General features: G+C 73.4%; 15 protein-coding genes. 7 read left to right on the top strand and 8 right to left on the bottom strand.

All coding sequences use genetic code 11. The annotated features are described in order from the left end of the window. Positions 1 to 181: 181 nt before the first annotated feature. Positions 182 to 808 carry a metalloprotease gene (locus ACQUQ1_RS14430; protein ID WP_435065041.1) on the bottom strand — a complete coding sequence of 209 codons (627 nt, stop codon included), beginning with the start codon at positions 806 to 808 and terminating at the stop codon, positions 182 to 184. A gap of 62 nt (positions 809 to 870) precedes the next feature. Beyond that, positions 871 to 2,688 carry a TraB/GumN family protein gene (locus ACQUQ1_RS14435; protein ID WP_435065006.1) on the bottom strand — a complete coding sequence of 606 codons (1,818 nt, stop codon included), beginning with the start codon at positions 2,686 to 2,688 and terminating at the stop codon, positions 871 to 873. 188 nt (positions 2,689 to 2,876) lie between these two features. On the opposite strand from ACQUQ1_RS14435, the gene ACQUQ1_RS14440 reads away from it, so the two are divergent. Further along, positions 2,877 to 3,401 carry a bifunctional nuclease family protein gene (locus ACQUQ1_RS14440; RefSeq protein ID WP_435065007.1) on the top strand — a complete coding sequence of 175 codons (525 nt, stop codon included), beginning with the start codon at positions 2,877 to 2,879 and terminating at the stop codon, positions 3,399 to 3,401. Between the two features lie 53 nt (positions 3,402 to 3,454). Here ACQUQ1_RS14440 and ACQUQ1_RS14445 read toward each other — a convergent pair whose 3' ends face one another. Then, the gene (locus tag ACQUQ1_RS14445; protein WP_435065008.1) at positions 3,455 to 3,622 is read right to left on the bottom strand and encodes a hypothetical protein; all 168 of its coding nucleotides are present in this window, start codon (positions 3,620 to 3,622) and stop codon (positions 3,455 to 3,457) included. 247 nt (positions 3,623 to 3,869) lie between these two features. On the opposite strand from ACQUQ1_RS14445, the gene ACQUQ1_RS14450 reads away from it, so the two are divergent. Then, on the top strand, positions 3,870 to 4,316 hold the full coding sequence (locus tag ACQUQ1_RS14450) for an acyl-CoA thioesterase (protein ID WP_435065042.1): 447 nt from the start codon (positions 3,870 to 3,872) through the stop codon (positions 4,314 to 4,316). Between the two features lie 110 nt (positions 4,317 to 4,426). Further along, positions 4,427 to 6,871: a methyl-accepting chemotaxis protein gene (locus tag ACQUQ1_RS14455; protein WP_435065009.1), complete on the top strand. Its 2,445-nt coding sequence runs from the start codon at positions 4,427 to 4,429 to the stop codon at positions 6,869 to 6,871. A gap of 33 nt (positions 6,872 to 6,904) precedes the next feature. Here ACQUQ1_RS14455 and ACQUQ1_RS14460 read toward each other — a convergent pair whose 3' ends face one another. Then, positions 6,905 to 8,011, bottom strand: coding sequence for a S1C family serine protease (locus ACQUQ1_RS14460; RefSeq protein ID WP_435065010.1), 1,107 nt, complete (start codon positions 8,009 to 8,011; stop codon positions 6,905 to 6,907). Positions 8,012 to 8,150: 139 nt separating this feature from the next. On the opposite strand from ACQUQ1_RS14460, the gene ACQUQ1_RS14465 reads away from it, so the two are divergent. Then, the gene (locus ACQUQ1_RS14465) at positions 8,151 to 8,603 is read left to right on the top strand and encodes a hypothetical protein (RefSeq protein WP_435065011.1); all 453 of its coding nucleotides are present in this window, start codon (positions 8,151 to 8,153) and stop codon (positions 8,601 to 8,603) included. A gap of 47 nt (positions 8,604 to 8,650) precedes the next feature. Then, entirely contained in the window at positions 8,651 to 8,785 is a 135-nt protein-coding gene (locus ACQUQ1_RS14470) for a DUF7128 family protein (RefSeq protein WP_435065012.1), read from the top strand. A gap of 49 nt (positions 8,786 to 8,834) precedes the next feature. Here the strand turns inward: ACQUQ1_RS14470 and ACQUQ1_RS14475 are convergent, their stop codons facing one another. Together ACQUQ1_RS14475 and ACQUQ1_RS14480 are read right to left on the bottom strand one after the other, a co-directional pair. Then, complete coding sequence (locus ACQUQ1_RS14475) at positions 8,835 to 9,068, bottom strand: DUF7508 domain-containing protein (RefSeq protein ID WP_435065013.1); 234 nt, start codon at positions 9,066 to 9,068, stop codon at positions 8,835 to 8,837. A gap of 1 nt (position 9,069) precedes the next feature. After that, positions 9,070 to 9,552 carry a DUF5796 family protein gene (locus tag ACQUQ1_RS14480; RefSeq protein WP_435065014.1) on the bottom strand — a complete coding sequence of 161 codons (483 nt, stop codon included), beginning with the start codon at positions 9,550 to 9,552 and terminating at the stop codon, positions 9,070 to 9,072. A gap of 300 nt (positions 9,553 to 9,852) precedes the next feature. Here ACQUQ1_RS14480 and ACQUQ1_RS14485 point away from each other — a divergent pair, with 300 nt between their 5' ends. Together ACQUQ1_RS14485 and ACQUQ1_RS14490 are read left to right on the top strand one after the other, a co-directional pair. Further along, on the top strand, positions 9,853 to 10,728 hold the full coding sequence (locus ACQUQ1_RS14485) for a shikimate kinase (RefSeq protein WP_435065015.1): 876 nt from the start codon (positions 9,853 to 9,855) through the stop codon (positions 10,726 to 10,728). A gap of 25 nt (positions 10,729 to 10,753) precedes the next feature. After that, entirely contained in the window at positions 10,754 to 11,065 is a 312-nt protein-coding gene (locus ACQUQ1_RS14490) for a chorismate mutase (protein WP_435065016.1), read from the top strand. Positions 11,066 to 11,124: 59 nt separating this feature from the next. Here the strand turns inward: ACQUQ1_RS14490 and ACQUQ1_RS14495 are convergent, their stop codons facing one another. Both ACQUQ1_RS14495 and ACQUQ1_RS14500 read right to left on the bottom strand, forming a co-directional pair. Beyond that, positions 11,125 to 12,186, bottom strand: a complete 1,062-nt coding sequence (locus ACQUQ1_RS14495; RefSeq protein ID WP_435065017.1) for a DUF2891 domain-containing protein — start codon at positions 12,184 to 12,186, stop codon at positions 11,125 to 11,127. 114 nt (positions 12,187 to 12,300) lie between these two features. Then, positions 12,301 to 12,987, bottom strand: coding sequence for a carbonic anhydrase (locus ACQUQ1_RS14500; RefSeq protein ID WP_435065018.1), 687 nt, complete (start codon positions 12,985 to 12,987; stop codon positions 12,301 to 12,303). Positions 12,988 to 13,079 lie beyond the last annotated feature (92 nt).

The raw sequence follows: 13,079 nt of genomic DNA on the forward strand, positions 1-13,079 counted from the left end.
GCTCCGTCCACAGACCCGCGCGGCAGACCGACGTTCCCGTGAGCGACCGGAGGGGGCGAACGATCACACGCGGAACGAGCGGAGCGAGTTCCGCGAAGAACGGCGGAGACACCGATCCCTCGGATGAACGGAGGGAGCCGCGAGCGAGGCGAGTCCGACGAGGGAGGGGGCGCCGCGTCCCTCAGAACAGCAGGGTGACGGCGAACCCGACCGCCAGCGCCGCGCTCGGGAGGAACGCCGCGAGCCAGACGGGCGTCGACCACGAGCGGACCGTCGCGCCGTCGAGCGGCCCGAACGGGATCAGGTTGAACGCGGCCAGCAGGAGGTTCACCGCGACGCCGTACGTCCCGAGCGTCAGCGCGAGCGAGGAGACGCCCGCGAGCCCGAGCCCGAGCAGCGGCGCGAACGCCGCCGCCAGCGCGAGGTTGACGACCGGGCCCGCGAGCGCGATGAGCCCGTTCTCCCGCTTCGTGATCCGACCCCGGTGGTGGACCGCGCCCGGCGCGGCGAACAGGAAGCCCGCGGTGGCGGCGACGACCGCGAGGAACAGCATGCCGTAGTCGGCGCGGAACGCCGCGCGCTGGCCGAAGCGGACCGCGACCACCTTGTGCGCGAGTTCGTGCAGGAGGAACGCGACGCCGGCGGTGAGCAGGCTGACGACGAACAGGCCGCCGACCGAACCCACCGCCCCCGCGGCGAGCGAGCGGACCACGACCGAGCCGCCCCCGGCGAAGAACACGGCGAACGCGACCGACAGCGCGAGCCACGCGAGCAGGAAGTCGCGCAGCTCCCGGCCGGAGAAGGACAGGCCGCCGGCGGCGAAGCCCGCCCCCGCGCCCGCGCCGCCGCCCCCGCCGCGTCGACCCCGGCTCACGCGACGGCCCCCCAGATGATCCGGGCCGACTCACGCGCGCCCCGGATCATCAGCTCCGAGATGCTCGCGTCGAGCGTGCCGGCGAACGCCGGCACGACGTACGCCGCGAACAGCACGGACGCGATGATGCTGCCGACGTTCGTCGCCGCGACGACGACGATGAGCCGGAACAGCGGCACGTCCAGCATGTCCGAGAGGACCGCGCGGATCGGCCGGGATTCGTCCGCCAGGAGCTCGTTCAGGGTCCCGATGTCCGCCACGTTCACGGTGAGGTGGCGAAGCTCCATGTACCCGGTGAACCACCCGGGCGCAAGCAGCGGGTTGATCGAGGTCATCCACGCGACGGCGCCGCCGACGCCCGCGGAGCGCCACCGCGCGCCCGCGAGCTTCGCCAGCCCCGCGGCGAACACGCCGTTGATCAGGAACCACGCGGCGAACAGCGTCAGCAGCCGTTCGTTCCTGACGCCGGCCATCGCCAGCAGGACGAAGAACGCGACGAACGCCGCGGAGATGCCGAAGGCGGCGATCTTTCCCCACGGGATCCCGCCGGAGTCGGCCCGCCCGACGAGCGAGTCCATCGCCGGGAGCGACTCGGGCGCCTCCAGATACGACTCGATGCCCGCGCGGTGGCCGGCGCCGACGACGGCGACCACGTCGTACCCCTCGTTCCTGAGGCCGACGAGCTGGTGGGCGATGTACGCGTCGCGCTCGTCGATGAGCGCCTCGGCGCCGCCGGGGGAGAACTCGCGGAACTCCTCCATCATCGCCGTCACGACGTCGGTGTCGGTGAGGGACTCGGGGTCGAACTCCTCGAACTCCCCGTCGGCGTCGTCGGGCGCGAGGTCGAGCGCGTCGATCGCGAGGGCGGCGAGCGCGCCCACCGCGAGGCCGGCGAGGAGGCCGAGCGCGAGGCTCCCGACCGCCCGGACGATAGTGTCCGAGAGGAACCCGGCGACGGGGGCGACCCCCGCACCCGTGACCGCGACCGCGGCGCCGGCCGCGACGGCGACGGCCGCGCCGACGCCCAGGCCGACCAGGCCGTCCCCGTCGGCGCCGTCGCCCGTCCCGAGCGTCGCGTCGGCGACGCGCACGCCGAGGTAGCCGGCGACGACGCCGGCGAGCGCGCCGACCGCGACGCGTTCGAGGACCGCGAGCGTGATCCCGACGGCGCCGCCGAACAGGCCGATCGCGGGGCCGAGCAGCAGCCCCGCGACCAGCCCGAAGGTGACCCCCGCGACGCGGGGGTCGGTGACGCCGAACGCGAGCGCGCCGACCATCCGGAGCTTCTCCAGGACGGAGAGTCGCGCCCAGAAGCGCTGGATCGTCGTCTGGATGTCGCGGTCGACGAGCGCGACCGAGATGCCCATGTCCTCCGCGGTCTCGACGGCCGCGAGCAGCTCCGCCCCGGGCTCGATGTCGAAGCGGTCGCCCAGCCGCGTCTGGACGTACGAGAGCATCCAGTAGGCGAGGAACTGGAAGACCGTGTTGCCCCGGAGGAGGTCGCCCGGGTCGAGGTCGTCGGGCGTCTCCCCCTTCATCTGGCGGTAGCGCCCCTCGTCGAGTTCGACGGCGACGACGTCCGGGCGTTCCTCCGCGACCGTCTCCTCGACCTCGCGGACGGACGCCTCCGAGACGTGCGCCGTGCCGACGACGCGGACGCTCCCCTCCCCACGCTCGTTGGAGGGCCGCGGCGTGCCGCCGGACGCGGGGCCGTCGCCGCCGGCGGGGGCCGCGGGCGACCCGGCGCCGCCGTCCGCGGGGCGGTCCGTCGCGTCGGCCGCGCGGTCGTCGACCGCGTCGGGGTCGCGGCTCACGCGCGCCACCCCCGTCGCGGTCCGGTTCCGGTGTTCATTGCCGGCGTCTTCCCGTCGGCCCGGTATACGCCTGTCGGAGTCTCACGCGGCGCCGCGCGGCGAGGGGACGGGTCCGCCCGGCGCGGCGTCGACTCCACGGTCGCGGCGACGCGCGGTAGGTATTCAAGTCCGGACCGCGTGGTGTGTGTATGGACCACGAGGCCGAGGTCGCCGGCATCGGCGTGGGCTCCGGCCCGGACGGCGAGGAGGTCCCCGCGGTCGTGCTTCGCGCGCGCGGGGAGCTCCTCCCGATCTTCGTCACGGCCGACCAGGCGCGGTCGATCAGGGGGGGACTGATCGGCGAACAGTTCGACCGGCCGCTCACGCACGATCTCCTGCTGGAGATGGTGACGGAGTTCGGCGGCGCGGTCGACTCCGTCCGCATCGACGACCTCGCGGACGGCACCTTCTACGGGAAGCTCGCCGCCGAGCGCTACGAGGACGGCGAGCCCGAGCAGTTCGTCTTCGACGCCCGCCCGAGCGACGCCATCGCGCTTGCGGCCCGTCTGGAGTGCCCGATCCACGTGAGCGACGAGGTGATCGACGTCGCCGGGCAGTCGCCCGACACGATCGAGCTGGACGACGACGCCCCGCCGCGGGACCCCGACGCGGACGACCTCGACACCGGCCGCTCGGGGTCCTCGGACGTGGACGACGACTACCGTTACCGCTGAGGACCGCGGCGACGACGGGCCCCCGTCCGGTCCCGCGACGGTACCGCCCGCCGTCACTCCTCCGCGTCCCCCGCACCCTCCGACTCCACCGCCGCCGCCCGCTCGCGCAGCGCCGTCGCGACCGTCCCCTCCGGGAGCCCGTTCTCGCGCGCCGACTCGGCCACCTCCGCGAGCGCCTCGTCGAGGAGCCGCTCCGACGCGATCTCGCGGTTCGTTATCACGTAGCGTAGTCACGGTCGCCGCCGGGTTCAATGGTTCGGCCGTCGAGGCGGATGCCCCGTCTCGGTCCGTCGCCTTCACGGTCGCCCGGTCGTTCCGACCGAACCGTCGGGGTTGATACCGCCGGGGACGCGAGGTCCGGACATGGCAGACGAGGACAGCGAGGCCGTCGGCGCCGCCGCCGGTCCCGGATCCGCCCCCGATCCCGACGCGGACGGCGAGGGGACGCTCGCGGCCTCCTACACCGAGATGACCGAGCTGCTGCTCCCGAACGACACGAACAACCTCGGGCGGGCGCTCGGGGGCGCCGTCCTCCACTGGATGGACATCTGCGGCGCCATCGCGGCGATGCGCTTCTCGCGGCGCCAGTGCGTCACCGCCTCGCTCGACCACGTCGACTTCATCGCGCCCATCGACCTCGGCGAGGTGGCCGTGCTGGAGGCGTACGTGTTCAACACCGGCCGCACGAGCGTGGACGTGAAGGTGGACGTCCGCGCGGAGAACCCCAGGACCGGGGAGGAGCGCCGGACCACCACCTCGTTTCTCACCTTCGTCGCGCTCGACGGTGACGGGACGCCGACCCCCGTCCCGGACCTCGACTGCCCGACCGCCGAGGAGCGCGCGCTCCGCGAGGAGGCGACCGCCGCGCGGCGCGAGCAGTTGGCCGACGTGGCCGACCGCTTGGGCGACCGGTGATCGGCGGCGACCCTCGACCCGTGTGACCGCGCGACACGCCGCGGTCCGGCAGTTTTCCGAACTGATAGCTGCGGAGCGGGAGGTAAATACCCCCACGGGAAACCGGGGGTATGAACCCGATACCGGACGCCCTCCGGCGGACGTATCTCCGGAAGTTCACCGTGTTGACGGTCGTGACGCTGGCGGCCGTCGTGGGCGCCGGCGTCCTGCTGCAGGGGCAGGTCGCCGCGGAGTTGACCGAGCGGACCCACGACGACCTCCAGTCGAGCGCGCAGACGAGCGCGAGCGAGGTGTCGATCTGGGTCGACAACAACGAGCGGACGGTCAGGCTGGTCTCCCAGCAACTCAGGGAGGACGCCGGCGACGCCGACGCCGTTCAGACGACGATCGAGCTGGAGTTCCGCCGTCTTCCCGACTCGATCACCGCGATGCACGTCGTCGACAAGGACTCGATGGTCGTCGAGCGCAGCACCGACGGGGAGGCCGTCGGGTCGCGGCTGGGCGGGATCGCCTGGGAGACCGGTGCGACGAATCTCTCGACTATCCCCCCCACCGGCTCGGTCGTCTCGAAGACGTTCGAGCGGAACGGCCGCCGCCAGATCGCCTTCGCCAGCTGGGTCCCGGGAACGAACAGCGCGCTCGTGATGACCGCCGAGACGGCGGCGGTCGTGGGCGAGGCGACCGACGGCGGCTCCGGGACGCTGCAGGTCGTCGACGGCGAGGACGCGACGGTGTTGTTCGCCTCCGACGGCGACCTCGTCGGCGGGACGTTCGCCGGCGGCGCCGACGCACACGCCCTGCAGGCCGGTCGCGAGCGAGCCGGCGCACACGACATGGACGGCTCGAACACGGCCATGGCGTTCGCGCCCGTCGAGGGGACCGACTGGGTCGTCGTCCGGTCGGTGCCGCAGTCGGTCGCGTACGCGCTGGTCGACCAGGTCCGGACCGCCCTCGGGGCCGTCATCGGCCTCGCCGCGCTCGGGTTCGTCCTGATCGGGGTGACGATGGGACGGTCCACCTCGCGGAGCCTCCGCGACCTGGCGACGCGGGCGGAGGCGCTGGCGCGCGGCGACACGGACGCCGCCGCCGGCGCGTCCGGCGACCGCATCGACGAGGTCGGCGAGGTGCGCGACGCCTTCGGCGAGGTGCGGGGCTACCTCGCGACGGCCTCCTCGCAGGCGACCGTCATCGCGCGCAACGACTTCGACGCGCCGGTGCTGGATCGGGAGGTGCCCGGGGAGCTGGGCGAGGCGCTCGCGGAGATGCGCGCGGACCTGGAGTCGCTGATCGCCGACATGCGCGAGACGAACGAGGCGCTGGCGGCCGCCGCCGAGTCGTACGGCGAGACGATGGAGCGGGCGGCCGACGGCGACCTCACCGCCCGGATGGACGCGGACGTGGACGACGAGGCGATGGCGCGGATCGCCGCCGAGTTCAACGGGATGATGGACGAACTGGAGGCGACCGTCGGACGCGTCGACCGCGTCGCCGGCGAGGTCGCGGCCGCCAGCGAGGAGGCCGACGCCGGCGTCGCGGAGGCCGAGCGTGCCGCCGGGGAGGTGGCCGACTCGACCGACGAGATCGCGGCCGGCGTCGACGAGCAGGTGACGCACATCCAGGAGGTCACCGCAGAGATGTCCGACCTGTCGGCGGCCGTCGAGGAGGTCGCCGCCACCGCCGACCAGGTGGCCGAGCGCTCCGAGGAGGCCGCCGACCGCGGCGAGCGCGGCGCCGACCTGGCCGACGAGGCGGTCGAGGAGATGGCCGCCATCGAGGAACACACCCAGTCGACCGCGGAGGTCGTCCGCGGGCTGGAGTCGGAGGTGACCGCGATCGGCGAGATCGTCGACATGATCGACGGGATCGCCGAGCAGACGAACACGCTCGCGCTCAACGCGAGCATCGAGGCGGCCCGCGCGGGCGCCGAGGGCGACGGCTTCGCGGTCGTCGCCGACGAGGTGAAGACGCTGGCGACGGAGACCCGCGAGGCCACCGGACGGATCGCCGACCGGATCGAGGCCGTCCAGTCCTCCACCGAGGACGCCGTCGCCGACATCGAGGAGACGAGCGAGCGCGTCGAGGAGGGCGCAGAGACCATCGAGGCCGGCCTGGGCGCGCTCGGCGACGTGGTCGAGGCCGTCGAGGAGGCCAACGACGGCGTCCAGTCCATCTCGACGGCCGCGGACGACCAGGCCGCCAGCGCCGAGGAGGTCGTCGCCATGGCAGACGAGGTCGCGAGCGTCAGCGAGGAGGCCGCCGCCGAGGCCGAGAGCGTCTCGGCGGCCGCCGCAGAGCAGTCGGCGTCGCTGAACCAGGCGAGCGGCGAGGTCGAGCGCCTCGCCGAGCGCGCGGCCGAGCTGCGCGAGCTCGCGGGGAGCTTCGAGACGGCGACGGGCGAGGGCGCCGACGGGGCCCCGCGCTCGCGGGGCGACGCGGGCTTCGAGTTCGGGGACGGCGCCTCCGCGGTCGCGGACGGCGGACGCGAGGACGGCGGCCGTGGGGACACCGGCGCCTCCGGGGACGACGGCGGCCACGGCGGACACGACGAACGGTAACACGCTGGGGGGTCGACCCCGCCCGCGTCGCTTCTACAGGTTCGGCTCGGGCCGTTCGCCGAGTTCGAAGGAGACGGTCGTCTCGCTCCCGTCGCGCAGGACGGCGAACTCGACCTCGTCGCCGGGGGACGTCTCCAGCGCGAGGTAGTTCGAGAGGTCGGCCTGCACCTCCACGTCGCGGCCGCCGACGCCGACGACCACGTCGCCGCCGGTGGGGACGCTGACCCCGTCGACGGTCGTCTCGCCGTCGGTCCCGCGGAGCGTGCCGTCGGCGGGACCGCCCTCGATGACCTCGACGATGAGCACGCCACCCACGTCGTCGAGGTCGTACGCCTCGGCGATGGTCGGGGACACCTCGATCAGGCGCACGCCCATGAACGAGTGGTCGTACTCGCCCGACGCCGCCAGCGCCGGGACGACCCGCTTCGAGAGCGCCGCGGAGACGCCGAAGCCGATGTTGTCGCCGCCGCCGCGGGCGGCGACCGCGACCACGTCGCCGTCGTAGGTGACGATCGGCCCCCCGGAGTTGCCGGGGTTGAGCGCGGCGTCGGTCTGAACGGAGTCGGCGACGGTGAAGTTGTTCGGCGCCGACAGCACCCGGTCGACGCCGGAGACGATCCCGGTGGAGGCGGAGCCGCTGAAGCCGTACGGCGAGCCGATCGCCATCACGGGCGTCCCGACCGGCGGCTCCGGTTCGGTGTCGACCCACGACAGCGGCGTCGCCTCCTCGGGGCGGTCCTCGGCGCGCAGCACCGCCAGATCGGAGTAGGCGTCGGTGCCGAGGATCTCGGCGTCGCGCCAGACGTTGCCCCGGAAGCGGAGCTTCACCTCCGTCGCCCCCGCGACGACGTGCTGGTTGGTGACGATGTAGCCGTCGCCGGCGACGAACCCCGAGCCGCTGCCCTGGGGCCCGTTGCGGCCGTAGTTGAGCACGCCGACGACCGACTGGATCGTCGAACGGTACACCTCCGTCTCGGTCGCCGAGCCCGACCGCTGTTCGGTCGTCCCGTCCTCGGTCGCGTTCCCGGCGGCCCCGGCCGCGCTCGGGGCCACGTCGGGGGAGCCGACCTGCACGCAGCCGGCGGCGCCGGCGGTCGCGGCCGCGCCGACCGCCGCGAGCAGGTCCCGTCGTGTTGGCATGGAGCACGGTACGGGCGTGATCCGAATAACTCCGGCGCTCCCCGAACCCGCCGCACGGGAGCGGGGACCGAGGGGACTCGGACGTCGAGCGCCGGGACCCTCCGGCAGGCCTTTGCCGCCCGGCGAGCAATCAGCGGGCATGAGCCTCGACGCCGACGTGCCGCCGCCGCCGACGCTGTCGACCGTCGACCCGAGCGAGTACGACGACACGGAGGTCGCCGGCGACGAGTACCACCGCGAGGAGCTGGAGGCGTTCCTCCGGGAGGGGGCGTGGGCGGAGGCGTTCGAGCGGTGGTCCGCCGACGCCGACATCGACGCGGACACCTGGCGGATCGCCGGCGAGCTGGAGCTGTTCGCCGGCTTCGACTTCTTCTGGGACGACTTCGCCGACCGCGTCGGCTACCACGCGCCGGGCATCCCCGAGGACTGGAAGGAGCGCGACCTCCACCCGGACCTGGAGAGCTGGGGGCAGGTGTCGGCGATCAACGCCGCGCTCACCGAGTTCGGGCAGGTCGTCTGCGAGGTGCTCAAGGAGGAGTACGTCGACTGGGAGAGCGAGTTCGAGGCGCCCGACGACCTCCCCGATTTCTGAGCGGCACCGCCGGTAGGGATTTATCCGCGGCGCGTGCAGTGGGACGCATGGTCACGGAGACGGAGCGCGACGACATGACGTGGTACCAGTGTGACGCGTGTGGTCTCCTGTTCGACGACCCGGACGACGCGGCACAACACGAGGAACACTGCGACGCCGAGGAGCCGTCGTACCTCCAGTAGGCTCGGTGCGGTGGGGGCGCCCCCGGCGCCGAGCCGGCGCCCGGCCCCGTCAGAAGTGTTCGTCCGCGAGCCGTTCGGCGTGCTCGCGCGACTCGGCGACGGTCCAGCGGACCTTCGCCGCGTCGCCGTAGGCCAACTCCTCTTTCAGTTCGTCCCGGAGCACCCCGACCGCGTAGCCGAGCGACTCGCCGTCGGCGTCGCCCAGCTCGTAGACGCCGTAGCGGTCGGGGGCCGACCCGACCGTCGAGCGGTCCAGGTCACGCCAGGGCTTCGGGAGGCTCATCTCAGGCCCCCCGACCCGTTTCCGACGACGATTCCTCCCCGTCCCCGTCCCCGTCGGCGACGAACTCGTAGCTGTCCTCGCCCCAGTCGTCCTCGACGAACGCGAACACGCGGCCGCCGGCGACCGCGGGGTCGGCCTCCAACTCCGTCCGCTGGCCGCCCGGCCGCCGGGCGACGACGCCCGGGAACAGCTCCTCCTCGTCGCCCTCGCCGAGGATGACGCGGCCGACGCCGGTCTGTTCGAGGATGTCGTCGTGGGTCTTGAGGTCGTTCACGTACAGCAACACGCCCTCGCTCTCGGTGGGATCGGTGACGAGGACGTGCGTCTCCTTGCCGGGCGGGGTCGTGAGGGTGTCCTCGACGCGCTGGGGGACGCCGCGGTAGAAGGTGACCCGGCCGTCGAGGTACTCCACCTCGACGCCCTCCTCGCGGAGGGCGACCGAGACGGTCGCGGGCGCGACGTCGTTCCGGTGCGGTGCGCTCATGCTCGGGAGATGGGGGTGGACGCGAATAAGCGCGGCGAGAGCGAGGCCGAGTGAGCGAGCGAAGCGAGCGAACGAGGCCTCGAAGAACGGCGGCGAGGTCTGCGGGCCGAGCCGCCCAGAAGGAGAGCGAGGCCGAGTGAGCGAGCGAAGCGAGCGAACGAGGCCTCGAAGCACGGCGGCGCGGTCTGTGGGCCGAGCCGCCCACGGACGGACGGACGTGAGCCGGGCCGACCCGGCAGGCCGGGGCCGAGCCTTGACACGACCGCCACGCTTTACCCCGACGAACGCGCGCGTCGAGGCATGCAGGGACGCGCGGCCGCGCCCGGCGCGGGGACGGTGGTGAACGCGCTCGCGACGGGCCGCGGCTCCGCCTTCGCGCTGGACCTCGAGACGACCGCGACGGTCGATCTCGACCCGGACGCGGCGGGCGTCTCCGGCGAGATCGCCGGCGAGCCCGACGGCGACACCGAGCTGATAGAGCGGTGTGTCGAGCGCGTGGTCGACCGCTACGGCGCCGACGAGGGCGGGACCGTCAGGACCGAGAGCGCGGTGCCGACGGCCGCGGGGCTGAAGAGTTCGAGCGCGGCCGCGAACGCGACCGTGCTGGCGACGCTGTCGGCGCTGGGCCTGGAGGTCGCGAACGACCCCGACGCCGACGTGACGCGGACGGAGGCGTGCCGCGTCGGCGTCCGCGCGGCCCGCGACGCAGGCGTCACCGTGACGGGCGCCTTCGACGACGCCTCGGCGTCGATGCTGGGGGGCGTCACCGTCACCGACAACGCCGAGGACGAACTGCTCTCGCGGGAGGCGCCGTTCGCGGAGCACGCGCTCGTGTGGACGCCGCCCGAGCGGGCGTACTCGGCCGACGCGGACGCGAGCGCCTGCGAGCGCGTGGCGCCGATGGCGGAGCTCGCGACCGATCTCGCGCTGTCGGGGGAGTACGGCCGCGCGATGACGGTGAACGGCCTCGCGTTCTCGGCGGCGCTGGGCTTCCCGACGGACCCGGCGGTGGAGGCGATGGCCGAGTGCGACGGCGTCTCGCTGTCGGGCACCGGGCCGAGCGTCGTGGCCGTCGGGGAACGGGAGGCGCTGGAGGCGGTCCGCGAGCGGTGGGCCGCCCGCGACGGGGAGACGCGACTGACGAACACGCGCGAGCGGGGCGCACGGGTCCTGTAGCGCGGGACCGGAGCGGAGACACATCATGAGCTACGAAGACACCGACGACACATCGGCGGACCTGGAGGGAATGGGGCTCGACGAACTGCGCGAGGAGATCGCGGACATCGACCGCGAGCTCGTCGAACTCATCGCCCGGCGGACGTACGTCGCCGACACCATCGCGGAGGTGAAGGAGCGGCGCGACCTGCCGACGACCGACGAGAGCCAGGAGCAGGCGGTGATGGACCGGGCCGGCGAGAACGCCGAGCGGTTCGACGTGGACGCGAACCTCGTGAAGGCGATCTTCCGGCTGTTGATCGAGTTGAACAAGGTCGAGCAGCGGGAGAACAGGTAGCCGACCCTCGACCCCGAGCGATACGCCTCGTCGTACGCCCCTCCCCGGGCGTACGACGGCTACCGCCCCGCGGCGATCCCGCCCCCGTCCCTCGTGAGTAGGTAGCACACGAACGAGGAGAGCCAGTGCGACCCGTCGTAGTCGTCGGTGAACGCCTCCGCGACGCCGCGTCGGGCGTGGGCGATCGCGCGCTCGCGGAGGGCGTCCGCCCGCGGCCCCGCCGGGAGCGCGTCGGCGACGCCGGCGAGACACCACGCCCGCGAGACGTTCAGGCCGACGAGGTGGAGCGCGACGCCGCCCTCGCCGTCGGCGACGGAGACCGGTTCCGGAACCGCCTCGACATCCGGGAGGAAGTCCGTGAACCACGCAGCGAACTCGTCGGGGTCGAGCACGCGACGCATGAGGTCCGCCTCGACGAGCGTCGGCGAGAGGAAGTCCCACCCCAGCGGCTCATACCCGATCGGCGCGTCGGCGTCGTCACGATAGAACCGGAGAGCGGTCTCGACGGTCTCCGACGCGAGCGCGTCGTCGCCCACCGTCCGGGCGTACTCGAGCACGAGCGAGCACGCGAAGGCGGTGTTCCCGTGGGTGCCGACCCGGTGGGGTCGCTCCATCGGGAGGAACCGCTCGCGGACGAGCGCGACGATGCGGTCCTCCAGCGGGCGGAGCCTCGCGCGCCAGTCGTCGCCGCGGGGGTCGTCCCACCGGCGGAGTTCGGCGGCGAGCGCGAGCAGCCACGCCCAGCCGTACGGGCGCTCGAAGGTCTCGTCGTCGTCGAAGTACGCCGCCTCGCCGGCGACCGCCTCGTCGGTCAGTCGGCCGTCGATGCCGGCGACGATCCGCTCGCGGTCGGGGTGATCCGGAACCTGGCGGAGCGTCCGGACGAGACACCAGTGGCTGTGGACCGCCGAGTGCCAGTCGAAGCAGCCGTAGAAGACGGGGTGGCGCTCGCGGGGCGGGGTCACGTCGTCCGGGGCGTCGATCGCGCCGATCCAGTGCGGGTACTCGGTGTCGACGGCCTCCAGCGGGTGCCGGGTCAGCCGCGCGGCCGCGTCGGCGTCGATCCAGTCGGCGCGGCCGGCGACCAGCGCCTCGTCGTCCGGCGGGGAGAGCTCGCTCACGGGCGTCCTTCGTCACATCCCCGTTTCAATCGGTCGCCGCCGTGTGACGGCGTCGCGTGTCCGTCCGCCGACCACGACGCCGCGCCGACGGGTCGCCGGGTCCCTCGGGCCGGGTCAGTACGACCAGAGCCGCTCGACCCGGTCGCCGACGTCGGCGTGCGCCTCGCGCAGGGTCGCGGGATCGCGCTCCCCGTCGACGTTGATCACGTGGACCTCGCCGCGCTCGCCCCCGTACACGTCCTGGAAGTCGTAGACGACGCCGACGACGTCCGTGTCCTCCGGCACCTCGTCGCTCCCGACGAGGACGTCCACCTGTCGGTCGACGTTGTACTCGACGAGGTGGTTGACCGCCTCCGCCTCGCTGAGACCGTCGGGGAGGCGTCGGACGCCCGGTTCGAGGTGGGGGGCCAGCAGGTCGATGCAGTGTTCGATCCCCGGCGGCTCCGCCAGGTCGTCGGCGCCGGCGAGCGCCACGTAGGTGGCGGTGACGGCGCCGCAGCCGGTGTGACCGACGACGACCGCCGTCCGGGTCCCCGTGTGCGCCAGCGGGTAGAGCACGTCGCCGGAGACGACCTCCCCCGCGGCCGTCCGCTGGACGACGCGGTTCCCGATGTTCCCGCAGGTGAACAGGCGCCCGGGCGTGTCGTTGCCCCACATGTGGTTCTGGAGCACCCGCGAGTCCGAACAGGAGACCGTGACGGCCTCGGGGTGCTGTGCGTCCTGCACGTCGTCGAAGCGGTCGGCGAACGCGCGGGCGTGGCCGGCGTTGTCCGCGAGCATGTCGACCACCGTCGAGTTCATGTGTGGGAGTCCCTGCCGGCATACATATGCCTGGTCCGTTCGGCCGGGACGAACGTCCGTTCACGCATCGCGCGAGTGGACGGTTCGACGGA

Source organism: Halobaculum sp. EA56 (assembly GCF_051195075.1).
GTDB lineage: Archaea > Halobacteriota > Halobacteria > Halobacteriales > Haloferacaceae > Halobaculum.

Coding starts and splice junctions, on each gene's coding strand:
- ACQUQ1_RS14440 (WP_435065007.1), top strand. CDS start 2,877: ATGGACCACGAGGCCGAGGTCGCCGGCATCGGCGTGGGCTCCGGCCCG.
- ACQUQ1_RS14450 (WP_435065042.1), top strand. CDS start 3,870: ATGACCGAGCTGCTGCTCCCGAACGACACGAACAACCTCGGGCGGGCG.
- ACQUQ1_RS14455 (WP_435065009.1), top strand. CDS start 4,427: ATGAACCCGATACCGGACGCCCTCCGGCGGACGTATCTCCGGAAGTTC.
- ACQUQ1_RS14460 (WP_435065010.1), bottom strand. CDS start 8,011: ATGCCAACACGACGGGACCTGCTCGCGGCGGTCGGCGCGGCCGCGACC.
- ACQUQ1_RS14465 (WP_435065011.1), top strand. CDS start 8,151: ATGAGCCTCGACGCCGACGTGCCGCCGCCGCCGACGCTGTCGACCGTC.
- ACQUQ1_RS14470 (WP_435065012.1), top strand. CDS start 8,651: ATGGTCACGGAGACGGAGCGCGACGACATGACGTGGTACCAGTGTGAC.
- ACQUQ1_RS14475 (WP_435065013.1), bottom strand. CDS start 9,068: ATGAGCCTCCCGAAGCCCTGGCGTGACCTGGACCGCTCGACGGTCGGG.
- ACQUQ1_RS14480 (WP_435065014.1), bottom strand. CDS start 9,552: ATGAGCGCACCGCACCGGAACGACGTCGCGCCCGCGACCGTCTCGGTC.
- ACQUQ1_RS14485 (WP_435065015.1), top strand. CDS start 9,853: ATGCAGGGACGCGCGGCCGCGCCCGGCGCGGGGACGGTGGTGAACGCG.
- ACQUQ1_RS14490 (WP_435065016.1), top strand. CDS start 10,754: ATGAGCTACGAAGACACCGACGACACATCGGCGGACCTGGAGGGAATG.
- ACQUQ1_RS14500 (WP_435065018.1), bottom strand. CDS start 12,987: ATGAACTCGACGGTGGTCGACATGCTCGCGGACAACGCCGGCCACGCC.